The 24,703-nt window shown below is 63.3% G+C and carries 20 protein-coding genes; 3 read left to right on the plus strand and 17 right to left on the minus strand.

What is annotated here, in order from left to right; translation table 11 throughout:
- Positions 1-50 precede the first annotated feature (50 nt).
- Together rsmB and htpX are read right to left on the minus strand one after the other, a co-directional pair.
- On the minus strand, positions 51-1,487 hold the full coding sequence (rsmB, locus tag AC6A67_RS03780) for a 16S rRNA (cytosine(967)-C(5))-methyltransferase RsmB (protein ID WP_498035262.1): 1,437 nt from the start codon (positions 1,485-1,487) through the stop codon (positions 51-53).
- Positions 1,484-2,425, minus strand: a complete 942-nt coding sequence (htpX, locus tag AC6A67_RS03785) for a zinc metalloprotease HtpX (RefSeq protein ID WP_498035224.1) — start codon at positions 2,423-2,425, stop codon at positions 1,484-1,486. The genes rsmB and htpX overlap by 4 nt, the downstream gene beginning before the upstream one ends.
- Before the next feature lie 262 nt (positions 2,426-2,687).
- Between htpX and AC6A67_RS03790 the strand changes: the two genes are divergently transcribed.
- Positions 2,688-2,924: a DUF1674 domain-containing protein gene (locus tag AC6A67_RS03790; protein ID WP_498035225.1), complete on the plus strand. Its 237-nt coding sequence runs from the start codon at positions 2,688-2,690 to the stop codon at positions 2,922-2,924.
- Positions 2,925-3,095: 171 nt separating this feature from the next.
- Positions 3,096-3,788, plus strand: coding sequence for a septation protein A (locus AC6A67_RS03795; RefSeq protein WP_498035226.1), 693 nt, complete (start codon positions 3,096-3,098; stop codon positions 3,786-3,788).
- Positions 3,789-3,800: 12 nt separating this feature from the next.
- Here the strand turns inward: AC6A67_RS03795 and AC6A67_RS03800 are convergent, their stop codons facing one another.
- From AC6A67_RS03800 to AC6A67_RS03845, 10 genes are all read right to left on the minus strand, one after another.
- Positions 3,801-5,108 carry an adenylate/guanylate cyclase domain-containing protein gene (locus AC6A67_RS03800; RefSeq protein WP_498035227.1) on the minus strand — a complete coding sequence of 436 codons (1,308 nt, stop codon included), beginning with the start codon at positions 5,106-5,108 and terminating at the stop codon, positions 3,801-3,803.
- A 105-nt stretch (positions 5,109-5,213) separates the two neighbouring features.
- Positions 5,214-5,804 carry a DsbE family thiol:disulfide interchange protein gene (locus tag AC6A67_RS03805; RefSeq protein ID WP_498035228.1) on the minus strand — a complete coding sequence of 197 codons (591 nt, stop codon included), beginning with the start codon at positions 5,802-5,804 and terminating at the stop codon, positions 5,214-5,216.
- On the minus strand, positions 5,794-5,973 hold the full coding sequence (gene ccmD, locus AC6A67_RS03810; protein ID WP_498035229.1) for a heme exporter protein CcmD: 180 nt from the start codon (positions 5,971-5,973) through the stop codon (positions 5,794-5,796). The genes AC6A67_RS03805 and ccmD overlap by 11 nt, the downstream gene beginning before the upstream one ends.
- Positions 5,973-6,728: a heme ABC transporter permease gene (locus AC6A67_RS03815; RefSeq protein ID WP_498035230.1), complete on the minus strand. Its 756-nt coding sequence runs from the start codon at positions 6,726-6,728 to the stop codon at positions 5,973-5,975. Before AC6A67_RS03815 ends, ccmD begins: the two co-directional genes overlap by 1 nt.
- A 168-nt stretch (positions 6,729-6,896) precedes the next feature.
- Entirely contained in the window at positions 6,897-7,298 is a 402-nt protein-coding gene (locus AC6A67_RS03820) for a F0F1 ATP synthase subunit epsilon (protein ID WP_498035231.1), read from the minus strand.
- 122 nt (positions 7,299-7,420) lie between these two features.
- On the minus strand, positions 7,421-8,860 hold the full coding sequence (gene atpD, locus AC6A67_RS03825) for a F0F1 ATP synthase subunit beta (protein WP_498035232.1): 1,440 nt from the start codon (positions 8,858-8,860) through the stop codon (positions 7,421-7,423).
- 144 nt (positions 8,861-9,004) lie between these two features.
- Positions 9,005-9,886 carry a F0F1 ATP synthase subunit gamma gene (locus tag AC6A67_RS03830; RefSeq protein ID WP_498035233.1) on the minus strand — a complete coding sequence of 294 codons (882 nt, stop codon included), beginning with the start codon at positions 9,884-9,886 and terminating at the stop codon, positions 9,005-9,007.
- A 16-nt stretch (positions 9,887-9,902) separates the two neighbouring features.
- A complete protein-coding gene (gene atpA / locus AC6A67_RS03835; protein ID WP_498035234.1) occupies positions 9,903-11,432 on the minus strand; it encodes a F0F1 ATP synthase subunit alpha in 1,530 nt (509 codons plus the stop codon).
- Positions 11,432-12,007 carry a F0F1 ATP synthase subunit delta gene (locus tag AC6A67_RS03840; RefSeq protein WP_498035235.1) on the minus strand — a complete coding sequence of 192 codons (576 nt, stop codon included), beginning with the start codon at positions 12,005-12,007 and terminating at the stop codon, positions 11,432-11,434. The genes atpA and AC6A67_RS03840 overlap by 1 nt, the downstream gene beginning before the upstream one ends.
- Before the next feature lie 437 nt (positions 12,008-12,444).
- Positions 12,445-14,628: a primosomal protein N' gene (locus AC6A67_RS03845; protein ID WP_498035263.1), complete on the minus strand. Its 2,184-nt coding sequence runs from the start codon at positions 14,626-14,628 to the stop codon at positions 12,445-12,447.
- 386 nt (positions 14,629-15,014) lie between these two features.
- Between AC6A67_RS03845 and AC6A67_RS03850 the strand changes: the two genes are divergently transcribed.
- A complete protein-coding gene (locus AC6A67_RS03850; protein WP_498035236.1) occupies positions 15,015-15,956 on the plus strand; it encodes a tyrosine recombinase XerC in 942 nt (313 codons plus the stop codon).
- Between the two features lie 59 nt (positions 15,957-16,015).
- Here AC6A67_RS03850 and lpdA read toward each other — a convergent pair whose 3' ends face one another.
- The 5 genes from lpdA to sucC all read right to left on the minus strand — a co-directional run bounded on the left by lpdA (position 16,016) and on the right by sucC (position 24,189).
- Entirely contained in the window at positions 16,016-17,416 is a 1,401-nt protein-coding gene (lpdA, locus tag AC6A67_RS03855) for a dihydrolipoyl dehydrogenase (protein ID WP_498035237.1), read from the minus strand.
- Positions 17,417-17,491: 75 nt separating this feature from the next.
- Positions 17,492-18,706: a 2-oxoglutarate dehydrogenase complex dihydrolipoyllysine-residue succinyltransferase gene (odhB, locus tag AC6A67_RS03860; protein WP_498035238.1), complete on the minus strand. Its 1,215-nt coding sequence runs from the start codon at positions 18,704-18,706 to the stop codon at positions 17,492-17,494.
- Between the two features lie 220 nt (positions 18,707-18,926).
- Positions 18,927-21,887, minus strand: coding sequence for a 2-oxoglutarate dehydrogenase E1 component (locus tag AC6A67_RS03865; RefSeq protein ID WP_498035239.1), 2,961 nt, complete (start codon positions 21,885-21,887; stop codon positions 18,927-18,929).
- 218 nt (positions 21,888-22,105) lie between these two features.
- Positions 22,106-22,990, minus strand: a complete 885-nt coding sequence (sucD, locus tag AC6A67_RS03870) for a succinate--CoA ligase subunit alpha (protein ID WP_498035240.1) — start codon at positions 22,988-22,990, stop codon at positions 22,106-22,108.
- Positions 22,990-24,189, minus strand: coding sequence for an ADP-forming succinate--CoA ligase subunit beta (sucC, locus tag AC6A67_RS03875; protein ID WP_498035241.1), 1,200 nt, complete (start codon positions 24,187-24,189; stop codon positions 22,990-22,992). Before sucC ends, sucD begins: the two co-directional genes overlap by 1 nt.
- Between the last annotated feature and the right edge of the window lie 514 nt (positions 24,190-24,703).

The raw sequence follows: 24,703 nt of genomic DNA on the forward strand, positions 1-24,703 counted from the left end.
TGCGCAAGAACGCGCCGCAGGACGCCTCTCTCGCAGCGCCAGGAGCCTGATCAGGCGCGCCGCGACAGCCGCGCGGCAAAAAACCCGTCCAGCCCAGCCAGGCGCGGCTGATCCGACGGCAGCATCGACGGCAACGTGCGCACTTCCCCCTGTGCATTGATCGCCTGCGGCAGGCCTGGCAATTCATCGACCGAAACCATTGAGCGAACCATATCCGGGTTGCGGGCGAGCAGCGCCTCGATCTGTGCCTCACCCTCTTCCGGTTCCAGCGAGCATGTCGAATAGACCAGCCGGCCACCCGGCTTCAGCAGGGCCGCCGCGCAATCAAGGAGACGGGCCTGAACCGCCGCAACGGAGGCAATGTCAGCCGGACGTTTGGTCCAGGCGACGTCGGGATGGCGGCGAATGGTGCCAGTTGCGGAGCACGGAGCGTCCAACAGGATGGCGTCAAAAGGCCCCCCCCTGATCGCGGCAGGATCGACCGTCGCCAGATTGACGACATGGGTCGTTGGCGTCAGGCCAAGGCGCTGCATGTTGGCTGCGAGCCTTTCCATTCGCTCGGCCGAGCGGTCGAAGGCAGCCACTTCAGCGCCAGCGGCCAGCAATTGCGCCGTCTTGCCACCAGGCGCGGCGCACAAATCTGCGACCTTCTCCCCTGCACGCACCGCAAGCAAACGAGCCGGGATGGCGGCAGCCGCGTCCTGCACCCACCAGGCGCCTTCCCCATAGCCAGGCAGCGCATCCACCGCCTGCGAGGACAGCAACCGAATGGTATGGGTCGCCGACGTCGGGGCGCTAAGCTGCAGCTGGACGCCGTCGAGCCGCTCTGCCCATACGTCGGGGGTGTCTCGTATGGTGATGTCCAGACCTGGCTCCAGGCGCAGCGCAGCGGCGATAGCGCGTGCGTTGGCTTCGCCCCAATTCTCACGCCAGCGCGTCGCCAACCAGCGCGGAACATCCGTGTCGAGCGGATCCAGGTCGCCGACGTCGGCCTTGCGGGCCGTGACGTTACGCAACACGGCATTGGCGAGGCCCGCAAACGGGGCTGCGTTACGATCGGCGCGCGCAAGATTGACAGCCGTGTCGACCGCCGCGTGATCGGGAATATCCATGAACAGGATCTGCGCCGACGCGGTGACCAGCAGTGACTCGAGCGAGCCGCACTTCCGCGGATAGCCACGCTCCAGCAACTGCCCGAGCAGATGCTGGATGGAGCCGAGGCGCCGCAAGGTGGTCATGATGATGGCGCGGGCCAGCGCCCGATCGCGGTCGTCGAGCTCTCGTGTCTCCGCCGCAATCAGACGCTCGATCTGCAGGTCCTCCCCCGCGGGATCAATGACGCTGCGAATCACTGCGGCCGCAGCGCGCCGCGCGGCGCCGCCAGGACCGAGCGCCTGTTGCTGCGGGCTGCGCGCGCCACGCGTCCTGGCCCCGTTGGACTGGCCTTTCGGGGCATGCTGACGTCCCCGCCTGTCACCGGTGTTCATCCCCACGGACCTCTCCTGCCGGCCGACGGTTTGGTCGACGTGAAGGCGCTGCCTCCCCGTGATGGTTCGTTAACGGGAACGCCCCAACTCTTGCCCCAGGCGGCGGCCAGTTTTTGCAACTCGGTGATCCTGTTCTTGGTCGACGGGTGCGTGGAAAACAGATTGTCCATGCCACGCCCGGACAGCGGATTGATGATGAACAGTGGCGCAGTCGCCGGATGCGCCTCGGCGCGTTCGTCGGTGATTTGCGTGACGCCCTGTTCAATACGCGCCAGAGCCGACGCGAGCCAGACCGGTTCGCCACAAATCTCGGCGCCAAGCCTATCGGCTTCATACTCGCGCGAGCGGCTCACAGCCATCTGGATGACCATGGCGGCCAGCGGCGCCAGTATAGCCAGCAAAATTCCGGCAATTGGGCCCGGTCCATTGCCATTCTGGCGATTGCCGCCAAACAGCATGCCAAATTGCGCCAGGGATGAAATAGCGCCGCCAATGCTTGCGGCGATGGTCATCGTCAACGTGTCATGGTTGCGGATATGGGCCAGCTCATGCGCGACCACGCCGGCGAGCTGTTCGCGCGACAGCGCGTGCATCAGCCCGGTCGTCACAGCCACCGCGCCGTTTTGCGGATTGCGGCCTGTGGCGAATGCGTTCGGCTGGGGACTGTCGATGACATAGACCCGCGGAGGCGGGATATTGGCCCGGCGCGCCAGCTCATGGGTCATGTGCACCAGGTCCGGCGCCGACTGGGCGTTCACCTCCCTCGCGTTGTAGGCAGCCAGAGCCATGCGATCCGAATTCCAATAAGTGAACAGGTTCATCGCAACGGCGACGACCAGAGCCACCAACATGCCAGTAGCCCCGCCCAGCAAATAACCAACCACGCCGAAAAGCGCGGTCAGCGCGGCCAGCAGCACTGCGGTCCTCGCGTAATTCATGGCTGTTCTCCAATCGACCCTGTCGTCTTATGTGGGAACACCAGCGCGCATTTCGCAAGTCGGCTCCGGTGTGGCCGCAATTGGGGCTTAGGGAGCTTCGCAAGCGCCGAACGGTGGCGCATGGCGTGCAGCCGCCGCCAGCTCGGGCTATAGACCCCGACCTGGAATTCCTGCACAGGAATGTCGACAGGCTGTTGGCGGGATTACACTGAAACCTGAAACGCGCGGGACGCACCGGACGACGCGCCTGGAGGCTCGCGCAATGACGATATCGGACGCACCACCCTCATCCGTAGACGCCAGTTTCCCGCAAGAAGCAGCGCGCAAGCCGTTGACCGACGCTGCGCGGCGCGCGTTAGCCGAAGCGCAGGCGCGCCGTGAAGCGATGCAGCGCCGCGAGCAGGAACTCGCCGACCAGCGTGAACTCGGTGGTCGCGAAGGCCCCGACCCGGTCCGCTACGCGGATTGGGAAAACAATGGGATTGCCTCTGACTTCTAATGCGGGCTCCCGCGCCCCCGAACTTTGGCGCCAGCCTGTTCAGCGGGAACAATGCGTGGGCCTTCGCACGGGTAACAAAGCTGACGTCAGTTCTGATTTGGCGCCAGCCTGACCGTCCGACTGGCACGCCGGAAACCCTTTCTCGCCCAGCCCAGACCAACTGGTCTGCCATTGACCCCGGATGTGGAGCGCACCCAAGTGTCTGCCCAATCACGCACGATCTCACCGCTCGTCAAATTTGCGCTTGAGCTCGGCCCCCTAGGCGTGTTTTTCCTCGCCAACGCGCGTCCGCAACTGTTTGCGCCCTTGTTTGGCGCGCTGACGCCCCCGGGCGCTGTGGCGGCGGGGCAGGCGGGAATTTTTACGGCTACGGCGGCCTTTATGGCGGCGACAATCGCCGCGCTCGCCATACACTATGCGCTGGTCCGCAAACTGCCGATCATGCCTCTGGTCTCGGCGGTCGTCGTGCTGATCTTTGGCGGTCTCACGCTGGCGCTCGGTGACGATCATTTCATCAAGTTGAAACCCACCATTGTGAACTGTCTGTTTGGCGCGGCCCTGCTCGGCGGCCTCGCGTTCGGACGGTCGCTGCTGCACATCGTGCTCGACAGCATGATCAGCCTCACCGATGAGGGGTGGCGCAAACTGACCTTTCGTTGGGCAATTTTCTTTTTCGTGCTGGCGGCGCTCAATGAAATCGTGTGGCGCAACTGGTCCACGGATGTCTGGGTGAATTTTAAAGTGTTCGGCATCATGCCGCTGACCATGGTCTTCGCGCTCGCCCAGACGCCGCTGTTGCTGCGCTACGCGGCGCCGGAAACCGAGGCGCCGACGAAAGAGCGGCCGGACTCGCTCTTTGAGTGATGCCGCGCTTCCTCAGTCTACTGGAGCATAAATTGATACGGGTTCTGCGCGACCGCGCAGAGTCTCGTGACCGATGAAGCGGTAGCCCTGCGTTGGCGGCTCCGTGAGCCCCGCCGCCGTCAGTGCATCAGCTGAGATGAGCAGCGGCGTGCCGGCGGTCTTGGTCAATTGCTCAAGGCGCGCCGCCACATTAACCGCATCGCCCAGAACGGTGAACTCAAGACGGTCATCGTTGCCGATGGCGCCCACGAACGCCTCACCGAAATGTATGCCGGCGCCGATGCGGACGGGCGGCTCACCCAACGTCTCGCGCTCGGCTGACCAGTTTGCCATGGCCGTTACGATGTCCTGAGCGCAGGCAATAATCCGCGCGGCGTCATCGCTCTCTGACTGCAGAATCCCCGTCACGAGAAAGGCGCCATCGCCAATGAATTTATCGATGATCACATCATGCCGGCTTGCGATCCCGGTCAGGCGATCGCGGAAGCCATTGATCAGCCGGCTCAGGTCGGCAGCCTCAAGGCTTTCTTCCATACTCGTGGAATTTCTGATGTCCACGAAGAGCAGCCCAACACGCTTGCGACTGCCCTTTTTCAGCTCGCTCATACTCCTGTCAGCGAGGAGCTGTGAAAGCTCAGACGGCAGATAGCGCCCCAGATTGACCCGCCGCCTCGTCTCTTCCACCGCGCGCAGCAGCTGCCGACGGCCACGTACAGCCGCCAACCACGTGATGAACGCCATGCCGACCAGGATAAGGAAGCGCGCGGTGTTCGCGTTCTCGCCAAACATGAGGGCGAGAGGCCCGACCAGGGGCAAACGCTGCTCATAGCCCAGGTGCCCCTGGCCGACGGCGATGAGCAGCGCGCCAGTCACGATCAATATGCCCGTATAGGCCTGAACCCGTGGCCGCATTCGAACGATGGACGTGACCAGCACGAGGGGAATGGCGCTCGCTGCGGGATAAGCGCTGACAAAGTCGCCGCTCAGATCCATTGACCATGCGTTCATCGCAAGGTTGGCGAGCACCACGCCGACGTCGATGGTCACCGTGACATAGGCCATCCAGCTGCGCCACCGACCCAATATCACCAGAGCCAGGGCGAGGACGCCGGAAATGAACAGGATGAACAGGCTGGCGCGGGCGATGTGAATCATGGCCGCGGACGCCTTGTCGGCGAAATCTTCCGGTCCGGCGAGGAGCCACAGGATGACGTAGAGCACACCGCCCGTCGCGATGCGCACGTAGCTGACCTGACGCTCAGCCTCAAGGTCCGCCTTGCGCAGCAATTCAAGGCCATCATTGGGGGCCGGGCGGGCCATGTGGGCTTCCCTGTCGTGCTGGCCGCGATCAGGGCGAGGTACTACGACCTTCGACCGCGTCCGTGCAGCTGAGTATGTGAAATTGTCAGACCGAAATGATCCTCATCAGAACCGCACCCCCAGGCGTCGCAACGCCTCACCAAATGGACCGGCAAGACTGTTTGCAGTCAGCGGGCCAACATGCCGGTAGCGAATGATGCCTGCGCCATCGACGATGAAGGTTTCGGGCACGCCGTAGACGCCCCAATTGACGGCGGTGGACCCGTCTGCGTCAACGCCCACGGCGCCAAAGGGGTCACCTAACTGGCCGAGGAAGCGGCGCGCGTTCTCGGCCACATCCTTGTAGTTGACCCCGGCCAACTGCAGCCCGTCGACGGAGGCCAGTTGCATGAGGATTGGATGCTCCACCCGGCAAGGGCCACACCACGAAGCCCAGAAGTTGACGATGGTGACCTTCCCTTGCCTCAGCATCGCGCTGGAAACACCTGGCGTCGGATTTCCGTTGCGCGTCAGCCCCGGCAGCGGGGCCAGAGCGAGTTCAGGCGCGGCGCGATCGATCAGGGCGGAGGGCACGATCGCAGGGTCACCGCCCTTAATCAGGCGATGTGCAAACAGCACCGATAAAAGCAGAAACAGAATCAGGGGAACCGCGAGCAGATAACGGCGCGAGCCAGTCCTCATCGTGTCAGACCGCATGACCATTCTTCCCGGCGAACTTGGCCAATTCCGTCTCCACCCGTCGCAACTCCCGGCGCGCGACACGGCCCTGCCAGATCGTCCAGGCGGTCAGCCCGCCAACGAGCACGATGGCGACGAGATATGAGGCCACGATATATGCCGTGTATGCGTTCTCACCGGCAGCCATCAGCCAATCTCCCCACGGTTGACGCCCCGCGCCGCTCGATCCAGCAATTGAATGCGCCGGGTGCGCGTCCGTCTCCGCACGATCTCCGTGCGCATGCCAGCGACGTGGAGCGCGATCGCGATGATGGAAAGCGATACGGCCATCGACAGTAGAGGCCACAACATCGACGGATGCAGTGCGGGCCCATCGAGCCGCAGCACTGAGGCCGGCTGGTGCAGCGTGTTCCACCAGTCGACCGAGAACTTGATGATGGGGATATTGATAAACCCGACCAGGGTAAGGATTGCCACCGCCCGCGCCGCCCGAAGCGGATCATCGATCGCCTGCCACAAGGCCAGGATACCGCAATACATCAGAAACAGCACAAGCACTGATGTCAGCCGTGCATCCCACACCCACCAGGTTCCCCACATCGGCTTGCCCCAGATGGACCCAGTGACCAGACACAACAAAGTGAAAATCAACCCCACCGGGGCCGCCGCCTTCTGCGCCACATCCGCCAGGGGATGACGCCAGACCAGGGTCCCCAGAGCTGAGGCCGCCATCATCGTGTACAGGAATAGCGCCAACCACGCTGCCGGCACATGAATGAACATGATGCGGACGGTTTCACCCTGCTGATAATCCGCCGGCGCCATGAAGGCGAACCAGGTCGAGATGGCCAAGCTTACGCCACCAGTGATCGCCAGATAAGGCAACAGCCTGCCTGACCACTTCATGAAAACCACAGGATTGGCCAGCCCCATTACACCCATGGCGGTCTCACATCATTTCGTTGCTAGCGGCGTGCTTGCGAGTACGCCATCGCGGTTCGCTACGCACGGCACTAAAGGAAAAACCCGGCGCCTGGCCGGGTTCTTCTGTACACTCATCCTGGCAAAAATGCGCCGCCCATGCCTGGGCCAGAGGCATTGTGGCCCAGGTCAGCTGTTGAGCAAGCCGCGCACTTGCTGCAACTGGCCGAGACGCTCGAGCGCGATGCGCCGCTGATCATCATCCGTCGCAGCATCAACGGCGCCCTCAGCGTCCTTGATGACAACGTCGATAAGCTCGTCGGTGAGCTCCTCGACAGGCACCGCCTGCTCGGCAAGGATGGTCAAACCGTCGGGACGGACATCTGCAAAGCCGCCACGAACAAAGATGGCCTGCGCCTTGCCGGGAGTCTCAACGGTGATGACGCCAGGCTTGAGCACGGCCATGAGCGGAGCATGTTTTGCAAGAACGGTCAGATCGCCGTCGATCGACGGAACGATCACCGCCTCGACCTCACCGGAAAACAGCAGACGCTCCGGGGCGACCAGTTCAAAGTGGAAGTTTTCCGCCATGGGGCGCTGCTCCAAAATGGCTTCTGGCCGTTACGCCAGATGGCATAGCAGATTGCAAAGCTTCGGTCAGGCGCAAGAGCCTGACGGGGTGGACGGCCCCGCACCAGCGGGGCCGCTCAACCTCAGACCTCAGCGGCCAGCTTCTGGGCCTTCTCGACAGCCTGGTCGATGGAGCCAACCATGTAGAAGGCGGCTTCCGGCAGGTGGTCGTACTTGCCCTCGACCAGACCCTTGAAGCCGGCGATGGTGTCTTCGAGAGAAACCAGCTGGCCAGGAGCGCCCGTGAACACCTCGGCGACGTGGAACGGCTGGCTGAGGAAGCGCTCGATCTTGCGGGCGCGCGCCACGGCCGTCTTGTCGTCTTCGGACAGTTCGTCCATGCCCAGAATGGCGATGATGTCCTGAAGCGCCTTGTAGCGCTGCAGCACTTCCTGGACCCTACGGGCGACGTTGTAGTGCTCTTCGCCAACAACCAGCGGCGACAGCATGCGCGACGTCGAGTCGAGCGGGTCCACGGCCGGGTAGATGCCCTTCTCGGCGATCGTACGCGACAACACGGTCGTTGCGTCCAGGTGGGCGAAGGAGGCGGCCGGCGCAGGGTCAGTCAAGTCGTCGGCCGGCACGTAAATGGCCTGCACCGAGGTGATCGAACCCTTATTGGTGGTGGTGATGCGCTCCTGCAGAGCGCCCATGTCCGTCGCCAGCGTCGGCTGATAGCCCACGGCCGAAGGAATACGGCCGAGCAGCGCCGACATCTCCGAACCCGCCTGGGTGAAGCGGAAGATGTTGTCCACGAAGAACAGCACGTCCTGGCCCTGATCGCGGAAGTGCTCAGCGACGGTAAGACCAGTCAGCGCAACGCGGGCGCGGGCGCCCGGAGGCTCGTTCATCTGACCGAACACGAGAGCGCACTTGGAGCCAGCGGTCGAACCGTTGTTCTCATGCGGGTCGACGTTCACGCCCGACTCGATCATCTCGTGATAGAGATCGTTGCCTTCACGCGTACGCTCACCGACGCCAGCGAACACGGAGTAACCACCGTGCGCCTTGGCGATGTTGTTGATCAGCTCCTGGATGAGCACGGTCTTGCCCACGCCAGCGCCGCCGAACAGGCCGATCTTGCCGCCACGTGCGTAGGGCGCCAGCAGGTCAACAACCTTGATGCCGGTGACGAGAATCTGCGCTTCGGTCGACTGCTCCGAGTAGCTCGGGGCCGGCTGGTGGATGCCACGACGGGCTTCAGCCTGCACCGGGCCCGCCTCATCGACCGGCTCGCCGATCACGTTCATGATGCGGCCGAGCGTCCCGGCGCCAACCGGAACTTCGATCGGCTTGCCGGTATCGACTACGGCCTGACCGCGTACCAGACCTTCGGAGGTGTCCATGGCGATGCAGCGCACGGTGCTTTCGCCGAGCTGGGCGGCGACTTCGAGCACCAGGCGGTTACCCTGGTTGGTGGTCTCAAGCGCGTTCAGAATTTCTGGCAGGTGGCCATCGAACTGCACGTCAACGATAGCGCCAATGACCTGCGTGATGCGTCCTGCGGAGGTTTGTGCAACCATGGGAAGCTCCCGTCCGAGCCCGTACGGGCCTCGCCTTTAGAAGTTGTCGAGCGCCGCGGATCACCGCGCGTCGCACTGGAATTGGAGTTGGCCGGCGCCGTCAACCAGATGGATGGTCGGCGCGCCGGCCTGAGTTCAGCCAGATCAGAGCGCTTCGGCACCCGAGATGATCTCGATCAGTTCCTTGGTGATAATCGCCTGGCGGGTGCGGTTGTAGATCAGCGTCTGCTTGCGGATCATCTCACCGGCATTGCGCGTGGCGTTATCCATGGCGCTCATCTGGGCGCCGTAGAAGGAAGCGTTGTTCTCGAGCAGGGCGCGCAGAATCTGCACCGTAACGTTACGTGGCAGGAGCGATTCGAGAATCTCCTCCTCGCTCGGCTCGTAATCGTAGACAGCGCCCCCCAGCCGATCACCCACGCCATCGGCAGGGATCTGGGCCGGAATGATTTGCTGCGCCGTGGGCACCTGCGAGATCACCGACTGGAACCGCGAGTAGAACAGCGTGGCCACGTCGAACTCGCCGGCTTCGTAAAGCGCGAGCACCTTGCGACCAATATCATCCGCCACATCCCAGGTCAGGTTCTTGACCGAGCGCAGCTCGATATAGTCGACGATCTTGTCCTCGAACTGGCGACGAAGGCCATCATAGCCCTTCTTGCCGACGAGGAGCATCTTGACCGTCTTGCCTTCGGCGATCAGCGACATAGCCTGTTCGCGGGCCATGCGGATGATCGACGAATTGAACGCGCCAGCCAGACCACGTTCACCGGTGCACACCACCAGCAGGTGAACCTTGTCAGAACCCGTGCCAGCCAGCAGCCGGGGGGCGCCCGGCTGACCAGCCACGCCTGCGGCCAGGTTACCGAGCACCTGACCCATGCGCTCTGCAAATGGGCGCGCAGCCTCGGCCGCGCTCTGCGCGCGGCGGAGTTTCGCCGCCGCGACCATCTGCATGGCCTTGGTGATTTTCTGCGTCGCCTTCACCGAGGCGATGCGATTGCGAAGATCCTTAAGCGAGGCCATGCTTGCCGCCCTTCAATCAGGCGAAGGTCTTGGCGACGTCGGCGACGACGGCCTGAAGCTTCGCAGCGACGTCGTCGCTCAGGTCCTTCGATGCACGGATCGACTCGAGGATGTCGGCGTGACGGCCACGCAGGGCGCCAAGCAGCGTGTCTTCGAACTCGCGAACGCGCGACACCGGGAGATTGTCCAGATAGCCGTTCACGCCAGCGTAGATCACCGCAACCTGCTCTTCCATCTTCAGCGGCGAGAACTGCGGCTGCTTCAGGAGCTCGGTCAGACGGGCGCCGCGGTTCAGCAGGCGCTGGGTGGTGGCGTCAAGGTCAGAACCGAACTGGGCGAAGGCCGCCATCTCGCGGTACTGGGCCAGCTCGCCCTTGATCTTGCCGGCGACCTTCTTCATGGCCTTCGTCTGGGCCGAGGAGCCCACGCGCGACACCGACAGACCGACGTTCACGGCAGGACGAATGCCCTGGAAGAACAGATCCGTCTCAAGGAAGATCTGACCGTCGGTGATCGAGATCACGTTGGTCGGGATGTAGGCCGACACGTCGTTCGCCTGGGTCTCAATGACCGGCAGCGCGGTCAGCGAGCCCGAGCCGCTCTCCTCGTTCATCTTGGCGGCGCGCTCAAGCAGACGGGAGTGCAGATAGAACACGTCGCCAGGATAGGCTTCACGACCCGGAGGACGACGAAGCAGGAGCGACATCTGACGGTAGGCGACGGCCTGCTTGGACAGGTCGTCATAGGTGATCACGGCGTGCATGCCGTTATCACGGAAGAACTCGCCCATGGCGCAGCCGGCGAAGGGCGCAAGGAACTGCATCGGCGCCGGATCAGAGGCGGTGGCGGCGACGACGATCGAGTACTCGAGCGCGCCGTTTTCTTCCAGCACCTTCACGAACTGGGCGACCGTGGAGCGCTTCTGGCCCACGGCGACATACACGCAGTACAGCTTCTGCGATTCGTCATTGCCCTGGTTCAGCGGCTTCTGGTTCAGAATGGTGTCGAGGGCGATAGCCGTCTTGCCAGTCTGACGGTCGCCAATGATCAGCTCGCGCTGGCCACGACCAACCGGGATCAGGGCGTCAATCGCCTTCAGACCAGTCGCCATCGGCTCATGCACCGACTTGCGCGGAATGATGCCCGGCGCCTTGACGTCGACCTGACGGAATTCGGTCGCCTGGATGGGACCCTTGCCGTCGATCGGATTGCCCAGCGCGTCGACTACGCGGCCGAGCAGGCCCTTGCCAACCGGCACGCTGACGATGTCGCCAGTGCGCTTGACGGTCTGGCCTTCAGCGATGTCGCGGTCGGAACCGAACACCACCACGCCGACGTTGTCGTTTTCCAGGTTGAGCGCCATGCCGCGCACACCTGATTCAAACTCGACCATCTCGCCGGCCTGGACCTTGTCCAGACCGTAGCAACGAGCAATACCGTCACCGACGGAAAGAACCTGGCCGACTTCGGAGACCTCAGCCTCCTGGCCGAAGTTCTTGATCTGCTCTTTCAAAATGGCGGAAATTTCTGCGGCCCGAATGTCCATCAGCCGACCTCTTTCATCGCGAGACGGATCGAATTGAGTTTATTTCGCAGGCTGGCGTCGAGCATCCGACTGCCCAGCTTGACGATGACGCCGCCGATGATCGACGGGTCGATTTTCACGTGCAGGTCGACATCGCCACCGGCGACATCACGCAGCGCCTGCTTCAGGTCGGCGACGACCTGATCGGACGGCTGGCTTGCAAGCGTCACATCAGCGCGGACCACGCCCTTTCGGGCAGCCACCAGCGCTTTGTACGCCGCAATCATCTGCTGAACTGCGAACAGTCGGCGACGGGATGCGACGAGTTTCAGAAAGTTTGCGGCGAGGCCGCTAATTCCGGACCGATCGAGGATCGCGGTGACAGCCGCAAATTGCTCATCCGCCGAAAATACCGGACTCCGGACGAGGCGCTGCAGGTCGGCGCTCTCCTTCACCAGGGCGTCGAACCGGTTGAGGTCATTTTCAACCTGATCAATCGCGGCGGCGCCTGCCTCAGCTGCCGTTTCCAGCAATGCAGAAGCGTAGCGGGCGGCGACCCCTGAAATCGGACCTGTCAATGAAGGCTGTTCGGCCACGTCGGCGTCTCACTTTCAGGCTCACGTTCGTGCACACTGCGTCATTGGCATGACGCGCACCGTCGCGCGAGCACATGGACAGGGAGCGGGCGGCCTTTTCAGCGACCCGTTGGCAGGTCCCCTATCATGGTGATTATTGACGTGCAACCGCTTGCGGACACTTCCACGTCGCACGATAGGCTTGTTTGCGCCCATATCGCACGGGTTGCGACCTTCGACGCCGTCAGGACGCAGCGGCACATTACGCTGTGGAGAGCGCTCGCCGCCAGCTTCCATGACCCACACTGCATCACCCCGCTCTGAATTCGGCTGATTCTCCCGTTGACGCGGACCTGACGAGACAGGCTGACCGCCCAACAATGGCGAGCAGTTGGCTGGTCTGGCGCAACCTGCTTCACGTTGACGCCTGTGCGGAAGCGCGCCGTCGCAGGGCCGGCTTAATGGAAGGACTGTGGATCGATGTCGACAACTACCCGGACTCGCGTGGCTGGTCTCGGGCTCAAAGCGATTACCTGACGCAGATAGGCCTGCACGTCGACATTCCTGTTTGATTTGAACAGCAGGCGAAAGCGGTGCTGACCGCGGATGACGGCCAGCGGTGCCTCCGCGGGACCCAGAACGAGGACATCGGGCGCGCCAGGCGTGTTTGCAACCCCATGGGCCGCGGCTGCCAGCGCGCGGGCGTGGCGCTCGGCTTCGTCGCGATCGGGCGCGGCAACAATGATCGCCGCCAGGCGACCGAACGGAGCGAGGCCCGCCGCCTCGCGGGCGGCGATCTCCTCTCGATAGAAACGCTCTGTGTCGCCAGAAACCAGCGCCTGCATGACCGGGTGGTCAGGTTGATGGGTTTGCATTAGCGCGCGGCCAGGCTTGTCGCCGCGTCCCGCGCGGCCCGTCACCTGCTGGAGCATCTGGAAGGTCCGCTCAGAACCGCGGGGATCGCCAGAAGACAGGCCGACGTCAGCATCCACCACCCCTACGAGCGTGAGTTTCGGAAAGTTGTGCCCTTTCGAGATGAGCTGGGTTCCAATGATGATATCAACGTCGCCTGCGGCCACAGCATCCAGTTCCTGTCGGATTCGCTCAGCCCCCCCCGCCAGATCACTGGAGAGCGTGACGCAGCGCGCCTCCGGGAAATGGGTTGCGACCTCCTCGGCGAGGCGCTCCACCCCGGGGCCTGCGGCCGTAAGCGACCCCACCTCGCCACAGGCAGGGCACGCATCTGGGCGACGCTCGGTGTGACCGCAGTGGTGGCAAACCAGGGCCCGACGAAAACGGTGTTCAACGAGGGTCGTCGAGCAATTCGGGCACGCCGCACGGTGGCCGCAGGACCGACAGATGGTGACCGGCGCATAGCCACGACGGTTCAGGTAGAACAATACCTGCTCACCACGCGTCAGGGTCTCGTGGGCCGTTTCGACGAGCGGCGCCGATAGCCAGCGCCCTCGTTCGGGCGGGTGCTTGCGCAGATCAATCGTCGCTAGCGCTGGCATCTGGCGGCGCCCGAAGCGCTCGGGCAGGCGCACATGCCTGTAACGTCCCCTCCCGGCATTGACGCGACTTTCGAGCGACGGCGTCGCTGAGGCGAGTATCACCGGAAACCCTTCGATCTGGCCCCGCACCACCGCCATATCCCTGGCGTGGTAATGCACGCCATCTTCCTGCTTGTACGCGGTCTCGTGCTCCTCATCGACGATGATCAGGCCGAGGTCGCAATAGGGCAGAAACAGCGCGGAGCGGGCGCCAGTCACCACCCGCACCTCCCCGCTGGCGACCCCCTCCAGCGTTCGCTCACGCTGCCTGGGGCTGACGCCCGAATGCCATTGGGCCGGTCGCACGCCAAAGCGCGCGGCGAAACGGTCGAGAAACTGTGCCGTGAGCGCAATCTCCGGCATCATCACCAAGGCCTGGCGGCCCTGCCGTAGCGCCTCTGCGACGGCTTCGAAATAGACCTCCGTCTTGCCTGAACCGGTGACCCCCTCCAGCAGGGTGACGCCGAAGCCGCCATCTGCGACGCTGCGTCCGAGCGCCGTCGCCGCCTCACTTTGTGCATCAGACAATTGGGAGGGCGAATAGCTGGGGTCTGGCGCCGGAACCGGCTGCGGGAGATCGACGCGGACCTCGAGGCAACCATCGTCGATCAGACCGTTGAGCACGGTCGCGCCCACTCCTGCGGCCTCCATGAGCTCTTTGCGCCCGAGCACAGCGCCGCCGGCAAGCGCCTCGAGAACCTTACGCCTTGCGTCAGTCATGCGCGTTGGCTGCTTTCCGGTAGCAGCCAATAAGAGCCGTGGCGGCTCTGGCGGCAGCTTGTTGGGCGGCCTGAGCGCGAGCTTGAGCACCTGACCGCGCGTCGCAAGGGTGTAACGCGCCACCCAGTCGAGCAGGGCTCGCAAGCCGTCAGGGATGACGGGCGCCTCCACCCTCTCAAGCACCGCCTTCAACTTACGCTCGGGGAGAGGTGCGTCGGACGGCCAGACGCGCCACACCACACCAAAGGTCTCCCGATTCCCGAACGGCACACGAACGATATCGCCGGCGCGCAGTTGCAGACTGGCCGGCGCGGCATAGGACCAGGTGGCGTCAAGCGCCAGCGGAGCCAGCACGTCGACGACAGCCATGGCATGTTCAGGATCATCCGCCAGCGGCAGAGTAAATGGCGTTCGATTGGCGCGGCTCATGGGCCGAGATAGCACCGATTCGGCGGCTGGTGCGATGGGCAGCGTGCGGCGCGCGATGAGCACCCCGCAACGCAACTGGATGTTAGGACCACCATGCGATTGTTTTGAACCGGAGGCCCACCACAGACTCGCGGCGCACACATTCTCACTGTTCCGGGATGCGCGGAATGTCAGTGTGGGTCTCGTTGCCGGCGAACATTGCCCTCAGTTCACGCCGCCCATGCGCGATTTGCAAGCATGATGGGCGGGCAGGATATGAAACAGAGCGAGGAGGCCGTCGACTATCGCCGGTCTCGCGAACAAGGTGTGAACGAGAGGTGCGCGGAATGATCATGACGGCGGACGTTCATGACGTATTCCAGAGTTGGCTCGAACACCTCGCAAGCGTGCGTCGCCTGTCGCCGCTGACGTTGGAGGCCTATGGACGCGACCTGCGGCAGTTCTTTGGTTTTCTCACAATCCGGCTTGGGGCCTGTCCCAGCATGGACGGGCTTGCCAACCTTCGACCCATCGATCTGAGGGCATTCCTGTCCGAGAGACGGCGTGACGGCGTCGATAACCGTACGCTCATGCGCCAGCTGGCGGCGCTGCGGTCCTTCGCGAAATTTGCCGAGCGTCAGGGATTGGCAAGCCTCAGCGCCATCGCAGCGGTTCGTGGCCCGAAATTGACGCGCAATCTGCCACGCCCGCTGCTGGCGAGCGCCGCGGTCGCCGTAACTGACGCAACGACACGCGCGGGCGACGACAGGCCCGCCTGGGTGCTGGCGAGGGACGCCGCCGTGCTGGCGCTGCTCTATGGAAGTGGCCTGCGGATCAGTGAAGCGCTTGCCATTACGCGCCAGGATGCCCCCTTGCCAGGGACTGACTCAATCACCGTCGTCGGCAAGGGCGGAAAAACCAGGTCGACGCCTGTCCTACCACAGGTGGCTGCTCTGATCGCAGACTATATCGCTCAATGCCCCTGGCCGTTGCCGCCAGATGGCCCACTGTTTGTCGGTGTACGCGGCGGCAAACTGTCGCCGCGTATCATCCAGTTGGCGATGCAACAGCTGCGGGGCGCGCTTAACCTGCCCGACAGCGCTACACCCCATGCCTTACGCCACTCGTTCGCCACGCATCTGCTCGGAGGCGGCGCCGATTTGCGCAGCATCCAGGAGCTGCTCGGGCACGCATCTCTGTCCACGACCCAAGGCTATACAAAAATCGATTCCGTCCGGTTGCTCGACGCCTACCAGACCGCGCATCCGCGAGCGGAAATCAAGCAATAAAGGCGGACGGCCCTACCGGCCGCCCGCCCTCATCTTTGCCCTCGTCGGGAATGTCCCGCTCAGATATGGATGGCGCGCTTATCAACGGCCAGCGCCGCTTCCCGCACCGCCTCTGACATCGTCGGATGCGCGTGCGTCGAACGCGCCAGATCTTCCGCCGATCCGCCAAACTCCATGAGGACGACCGCCTCGTGGATCATTTCACCGGCATTGGCGCCAACGATATGCACGCCCAGCACCTTGTCGGTCGCCTTATCGGCGAGCACTTTGACAAAACCATCGGTGGCGCGGTTAGCGCGCGCACGGCCATTGGCGGTGAAGGGGAACTTGCCGACGCTGTAGGCGACCCCAGCGGCCTTGAGCTCCTCCTCGGTCTTGCCGACCGTGGCGATCTCCGGCTGGGTGTAAACGACTGCCGGGATGACATCGTAATTGACGTGGCCAGCCTTGCCAGCGATCAGCTCTGCAACGGCGATGCCCTCATCTTCACCCTTGTGCGCCAGCATCGGTCCGACAACCACATCACCGACCGCAAAGATGCCCGGCACATTTGTCTGGTAGTGGGAATCGATGGCGACGCGGCCACGCTCATCCAACGCCACACTCGCCTCCTGCAAGCCGAGGCCATCGGTGTAAGGCTTGCGACCAATGGCGACCAGCACGACATCGGCGCTGACGGTCTCTGCCTCGCCACCTGCCGCCGGCTCTACGGTGAGCGACACGCCAGCGTCCGAGGCCGTTGCCCCCGTAACCTTTGCGCCAAGCCGGAATGAGATGCCCTGCTTTTGGAACAGGCGCTGCGCCTGCCTGGCCACTTCATCGTCCATGCCAGGCAGGATGCGATCGAGGAACTCGATCACCTCAACCTGCGCGCCAAGGCGACGCCAGACCGAACCAAGCTCGAGGCCGATAACGCCCGCGCCGATCACCACAAGCTTGCCAGGGACCTGTGCAAGCTCAAGCGCGCCAGTCGAGGAAACGATGTGCGTCTCGTCAATCTCGACGCCCTTCAGCGGCATCACATCGGAACCCGTGGCGATGACAATGTTGCGGGTTTCCAGAACCTGGCTGGCGCCGTCTTCAGCGGTCACCTCAACCGTGCCGGCTCCAAGAACCTTGCCGGCGCCTATGTAGCTGTCAATCTTGTTCTTCTTGAACAGGAAAGACACGCCATTGACGTTTGCGGACACCGTGTCCGTCTTGTGCGTCATCATGGCCGCAAGGTCGAGCTCTGGCGTACCGACGCCAATGCCGAGCGCCTTGAACCCATGGCCTGCCTCTTCGAACATCTCCGAGGCATGCAGCAGGGCTTTGGACGGAATGCAACCAACGTTCAGGCACGTGCCGCCAAACGTCTTGCGCTTCTCAACCACCGCCGTCTTGAGCCCAAGTTGGGCAGCCCGGATGGCGCAGACGTAGCCGGCTGGGCCGGAACCGATGACGACGAGATCGTAGCTCATAATATATCTCTCAGGACCACATGGATGTGGGGCGCCCCAAACCCTAAACGGCCGGAGCGCGGGCTTTCGACGTGATCAGAGGTCGAGGACCAGGCGGGTCGGATCCTCGAGATTTTCCTTGATGCGCACGAGGAAGGTGACCGCTTCCTTCCCGTCAATGATGCGGTGATCGTAGCTGACCGCCAGATACATCATCGGCCGGGCGACAATCTGCCCCTTGTAAACGACAGGGCGCTGCTCAATGCGGTGCATGCCAAGAATCGCCGACTGCGGTGCGTTCAGGATCGGCGTCGACATCAGCGAACCGTAAATGCCGCCATTGGAGATCGTGAAGGTGCCGCCCTGCATGTCCTCGATCTTCAGCTGACCGTCACGCGCCTTGCGGCCGTAATCGGAAATCTGCTTCTCGATGTCAGCGATCGACAGCGTGTCTGCATCGCGCACGACAGGGACCACGAGACCCTTCTCGGTGCCGACGGCGACGCCAATGTGATAATAGTTCTTGTAGACGATATCAGCGCCATCGATCTCCGCGTTGACGGAGGGCACGTCCTTCAGCGCCTGCACGGCAGCCTTGGCGAAGAAGCCCATAAAGCCGAGCTTGGCCCCATGCTTCTTTTCAAATGCATCCTTGTACTGGGCGCGCAGCTCCATCACCGCGGTCATATCCACGTCGTTGAACGTGGTCAGCATCGCAGCCGTTTGCTGGGCGTCCTTGAGACGGCGCGCGATGGTCTGGCGCAGACGCGTCATCCGCACCCGCTCTTCACGCGAGGCGTCATCGGGAGCGGAGGGGGCGCGCACCGAAACTGGCTCTGCCGGCTGCACGGCGGGCGCATTGGCGAGCCGACCCACGGCGCCCAGCATGTCGCCCTTGGTCACGCGGCCGTCCTTGCCGGTCCCAGCGACTGAGGCCGGATTGACCCCGCTCTCTGCAGCGATGCGCGCCACAGCCGGACCGTTGTCGGCAGCCTTCGCCACCGCGGGGCTCGAGGCCGGCTGTGCGGCCTGCGGCTCCTCCTTGCGTGGCGCTGGAGCCGCGGCGCCTGCTGCGCCTTCGGCGATGGACCCGAGCAGCGCACCGGCGCCGACGGTCTCGCCTTCCTGGGCGGTGATCTCGGACAGCACGCCCGACGCCGGCGCGTTCACTTCAAGCGTGACCTTGTCGGTTTCGAGTTCGCAAAGCGCCTCGTCCGCTTTCACGGCGTCGCCCGGCTTCTTGAACCAGCGGCCGACGGTCGCTTCGGTCACCGATTCACCAAGGGTTGGAACGCGAATTTCGGTCGCCATGATTATGTCGGTCTTTCCTTCAGTGACGGGCTTGCAGTCTGGCCTGCGTGTGGGCGACAGGCGCATGCTGCACGTCAGATTACAGATCAGGCGAGAACGGGCCGCCGTCATGTGCTCGCCCGTCACATTCACCTGTAGAGAGCGGGTCCCGCAACGGCGCCGCTGACATCATTAAACAATTTGCACTGCCCCGGCGACAGGCCGGGGCAGCCGGTTGTGATCAGGCCGCGAAGGCGTCGTCGAGGAATGCCTGCAACTGCGCCAGATGCTTCGACATCTGTCCAACGGCAGGAGAGGCAGCGGCTGGGCGACCTGCATAGCGCGGCCGCGTAGCCTGGGCGTTGCTGTGCTCCAGCACCCATTCCAGATAGGGCTGGACGAACGTCCATGCGCCCATGTTCTTCGGCTCTTCCTGACACCACACGAGGTCGGCGTTCGGGAAACGGCTCATCACATTGGTCAGCGACTTCACCGGGAACGGATAGAGCTGCTCGGCCCGGAGCAGATAGACGTCATCGACGCCACGCTTCTCGCGTTCCTCGAGGAGGTCATAATAGACCTTGCCAGTGCAGAGAATGACCCTGCGGATACGGTCGTCCTTGGCCAGCTTGATGGCGCTGGTCTCCGGATAACGCTCGGCGTCGTCGTGCAGGATACGATGGAAGGTCGAACCTTCCGCCAGCTCCGCCAGCGACGACACGCAACGCTTGTGACGCAGCAGCGACTTCGGCGTCATCAACACCAGCGGCTTACGGAAGTCGCGCTTCAGCTGACGACGCAGGATGTGGAAGTAGCTGGCGGGCGTCGAGCAGTTCGCCACCTGCATGTTGTCTTCGGCGCAGGCCTGCAGATAGCGCTCAAGGCGCGCCGAGGAGTGCTCCGGACCCTGCCCTTCATATCCGTGCGGCAGCAGCATGACCAGGCCAGACATGCGCAACCACTTGCGCTCGCCCGACGAGATGAACTGGTCGACCACGACCTGTGCGCCGTTGGCGAAGTCGCCGAACTGCGCTTCCCACATCGTCAGGGCGTTGGGCTCGGCCAGCGAGAAGCCATACTCAAAGCCGAGCACAGCTTCCTCAGACAGCATGGAGTTGACCACCTCGTAGCGGGCCTGGCCGTCAGCAAGGTGATTGAGGGGCTTGTAGCGGCGATCCGTCTCCTGATCGTGCACCACCGAGTGACGCTGCGAGAACGTGCCACGCTCGACGTCCTGGCCCGACAGGCGGATCGGATGCCCTTCGAGCAGCAGCGAACCGAACGCCAGCGCTTCGGCGGTCGCCCAGTCGATGCCCTCGCCGCTTTCGATCGCCTTGCGCCGCGTATCCATGAAACGGGCGATGGTGCGGTGAGCGGTGAAGTCCTTGGGCAGCTCGGTGAGGCGCGCGCCAATCTGCTTCAGCTGGTCCATGGGCACGCCCGTGTGACCGCGACGCGGGTCGTCACCGTCTTCGCGCACGGCCTTCATGCCCGACCAGCGACCGTCGAGCCAGTCAGCCTTGTTCGGCTTGTAGGTCTGCGCCGCCTCGAACTCTGCGTCGAGATGCGCCCGCCACTCCGCCTTGCGCTCGTCAACCTGCGCCTGGGTCACGACGCCCTCAGCGATCAGCTTGCTGGCGTAGATGTCCAGCGTGGTCAGATGCTTGCGGATGGTCTTGTACATCAGTGGCTGGGTGAACGCCGGCTCATCGCCCTCGTTGTGACCAAAGCGGCGATAACAGAACATGTCGATGACGACAGGCTTGTGGAAACGCTGGCGGAACTCTGTCGCCACTTTGGCGGCGAACACCACGGCTTCCGGATCGTCGCCGTTGCAGTGGAAGACAGGCGCCTCGACCATCTTCGCCACATCCGATGGATAAGGCGACGAGCGCGAGAAGCGCGGATTGGTGGTGAAACCAATCTGATTGTTGATGATGAAATGCAGCGAACCGCCGGTCCGGTGGCCCTTCAGACCGGAGAGACCGAAGCATTCAGCCACCACGCCCTGGCCAGCGAAGGCGGCGTCGCCGTGGATGAGCAGCGGCATCGCCTTCGAACGCTCAATGCGATCGTCCAGCTGATCCTGCTTGGCGCGAACCTTGCCGAGCACCACGGGATCGACAATCTCAAGGTGCGAGGGATTGGCCGCGAGCGACAGGTGCACCTGATTGTTGTCAAAGGCGCGGTCTGACGAAGCGCCGAGGTGGTACTTGACGTCACCCGAGCCTTCGACGTCGTCCGGCTTGAACGAGCCGCCCTTGAACTCATTGAAGATTGCGCGGTGCGGCTTGCCCATCACCTGGGCCAGCACGTTCAGACGGCCCCGGTGGGCCATACCCAATGAGATGTCGCGCACGCCAAGGGCGCCGCCACGCTTGATGATCTGCTCAAGGGCGGGAATGATCGATTCGCCGCCATCCAGACCAAAGCGCTTGGTGCCGGTGTACTTAAGATCAATAAACTTCTCGAAGCCTTCAGCCTCGATCAGCTTGTTGAGGATGGCGCGCTTGCCCTCCGGCGTGAAGGTTACTTCCTTGTCCGGACCTTCAATGCGCTCCTGGATCCAGGCCTTCTCCACCGGGTCCGAGATGTGCATGAACTCGAAGCCGATGGTCTGGCAATAGGTGCGCCGCAGGATCTCGAGCATCTCGCGCAAGGTGGCGAACTCAAGTCCCAGAACGTTGTCGATGAAAATCTTCCGGTCGTAGTCGGCTTCCTCGAAGCCGTAGGACGACGGATGCAGCTCGATGTGGTCACCACGCGACTCAAGGCGCAACGGGTCCAGATCGGCATGCAGATGACCGCGCATGCGGTAGGCGCGGATCATCATGATGGCGCGCACGCTGTCGCGGGTCGCCTGGGCGACAGCGCTCTCGGACAGGTCGACGCCCTTCTCCTGCGCCTTCTTGCGCAGCTTGTCGCCGACGACCTTCTCCGCTGGCCAGTCGCCGTCCATCGCCGACACCAGTTCTCCATTGGCGTGAACGGGCCAGTTCGCACGGCGCCAGGATGCGCCTTCCGCATTCTTGCGTACCAAAGACGCGTCGTCGTTCAGTCCGCCGAAGAAATCCCGCCATTCAGCGTCGACAGAAGCCGGGTTATTCTCAAACCTGGCCTGGAGCTGCTCAAGGTAGGCGGCGTTCCCCCCGTAGAGGAATGCGGTGTCGGCAAAAAGAGCGTTGTCGTCCTGTCGCGCCATAACTGTTGTCCCTGCCGGAACGCGTTTGCGGCCATCATCCTTGTGGCGCGCCACACATGGCCTTGCGGCCCCAGTCCCCCTTCCTCCGGTGCGAAAGGGGAGACGCGAACCGGCCGTTCGATGGTCGGTTCGCCAAATTGATAGTGTCTGCTGGAGGTTACTGAACCCCAAAGCTGGCGACGATATGGTGACCGTCGCCAGACTTATCCAGCCGCAGCTCAGCCCTTGAGAACTTCGACCAGGGTCTTGCCAAGGCGAGCTGGCGAAGGCGACACGCGAATGCCAGCCGCTTCCATCGCCGCGATCTTGTCCTCAGCGCCGCCCTTGCCGCCCGAGATGATGGCGCCAGCGTGGCCCATACGACGACCGGGGGGAGCGGTGCGGCCAGCGATGAAGCCAACCATCGGCTTCTTGCGGCCACGCTTGGCCTCATCCTTGATGAACTGGGCGGCGTCTTCCTCGGCCGAGCCGCCGATCTCACCGATCATGACGATCGATTCGGTCTTCGGGTCCGCGAGGAACATCTCGAGCATGTCGATGAACTCGGTGCCCTTGACCGGATCACCGCCGATGCCGACTGCGGTGGTCTGACCGAGGCCTTCGTTCGTGGTCTGGAACACGGCTTCATAGGTCAGCGTGCCGGAGCGCGAGACGATGCCGACATTACCGGGCTTGAAGATGTTGGCCGGCATAATGCCGATCTTCGATTCGCCAGCCGTGACGACGCCCGGGCAGTTCGGCCCGATGAGGCGCGATTTTGAACCCTGCAGCGAACGCTTGACGCGCACCATGTCGAGCACCGGAATGCCCTCGGTGATGCAGACGATCAGCGGGATTTCCGCATCGATGGCTTCGCAGATGGCGTCAGCGGCGCCCGGCGGCGGCACGTAGACCACGGTCGCGTTGGCGCCAGTGCGCTCGGCAGCTTCAGCCACGGTGTCGAACACCGGCAGGCCGAGGTGGGTCGAACCGCCCTTGCCTGGCGAGGTGCCGCCAACCAGAGTCGCGCCATAAGCGATCGCCTGCTCGGAGTGGAAGGTCCCGGTCTTGCCGGTAAAGCCCTGGGTGATGATCCGGGTGTTCTTGTCAATCAGAATGGACATCAGCCCTGCTCCTTCACGGCCTTGACGATTTTCTGGGCCGCGTCATCGAGATCGTCGGCGGGAATCACGTTGAGACCCGAGTCACGAATGATCTGCTTGCCCTCTTCGACATTGGTGCCCTCGAGACGGACAACCAGCGGAACCTTGAGGCCAACGGTCTTCACAGCGGCGATGACGCCACGTGCGATGACGTCGCACTTCATGATGCCGCCGAAAATGTTGACGAGGATGCCCTTCACATTCGGATCAGAGGTGATGATCTCGAACGCCGCAGTGACCTTCTCTTCGCTGGCGCCGCCGCCGACGTCGAGGAAGTTGGCCGGCTCTTCGCCATACAGCTTGATGATGTCGAGGGTCGCCATCGCCAGACCCGCGCCGTTGACCATGCAGCCAATGGTGCCGTCGAGCGCGATGTAAGCGAGATCATGCTTTGAAGCTTCGATTTCCTTCGAATCTTCCTCGGTGATGTCGCGCAGCTCCACGATGTCGGGATGACGGTAGAGCGAGTTGCCATCGAAGCTGATCTTGGCGTCAAGGCACTTGAGCTGGCCCTGGGTCGTGACGATCAGCGGGTTGATCTCCAGCATCTCCATGTCCTTGCCGACGAAGGCAGCATAGAGAATGGCGGTGAGCTTCTCAGCCTGCTTGGCAAGGTCACCGGTCAGGCCGAGAGCCTTGGCGACAGCGCGACCGTGGTGTGGCATGACGCCGGTAGCCGGATCGACCGAGAACGACACGATCTTCTCGGGGCTGTCGTGGGCCACCTGCTCGATGTCCATGCCGCCTTCCGTCGAGACGACGAAAGCGATGCGGCCAGTCTCGCGGTCCACGAGCATCGACAGGTAGAATTCCTTCTCGATGTCCGAGCCGTCCTCGATGTAAAGACGGTTGACCTGCTTGCCAGCCTCGCCGGTCTGGATGGTCACGAGGGTCGCGCCAAGCATCTGCTGCGCGAATTCACGGACTTCCTCGACCGACTTGGCCAGGCGCACGCCGCCCTTCTCGCCAGCCGAAGCTTCCTTGAACTTGCCCTTGCCGCGGCCGCCCGCGTGGATCTGGCTTTTCACCACCCAGAGCGGGCCGCCAAGCTCGCGCGCAGCGGCCTCGGCCTCGTCAGCCGAAAAAATAGCCTTGCCGCGGGAGACCGGCGCGCCGAACTCCTTGATGACGGCCTTGGCCTGGTACTCGTGAATATTCATTCGAAGCGTCCCTCTATGCCCGATGGGGCTTCAGTTGCTATCGAACTGGCGATGTGCGTGCGCCAGTCGTCCGATATATGAGGCCCCAGCAGGGCGCCGTTCTGGTCTGGACAGCTGCTGACAGCCATCCACGCAACACAATTCACTGTGTGCCTGCAAAAGCAGGGCGCCAGCATTCAATCTGTAACCGTGAACGCGTTTCCGGAACGGTCCGGTTAAACGCCCTCTCGTTACAGCGTCTGCCTTGCCGACAGCCGGACGCCTGTGCGCCGACATCGTCATGGCAGACAGCGCCGAGAACTGCTGCGCAACTCTGGCCCGGACCGAACGGTCTGGTCCAGAAGTTCCACGATCACGTGCCCCGCAGAGCCGTCACCAGCCCTGTCGTACACGTTCCGTCACAGCGACGCGTGCGCCGCAAAATCGTCGGGCGAGGCCGCTGCCGTCCAGCTCGGTCCGGTAAAGACCGACTGGCCCGCCCCCCGCCGACCCGGCTCGAATAGCGCAGGACGTG

This window comes from Camelimonas sp. FR25, from assembly GCF_059740505.1.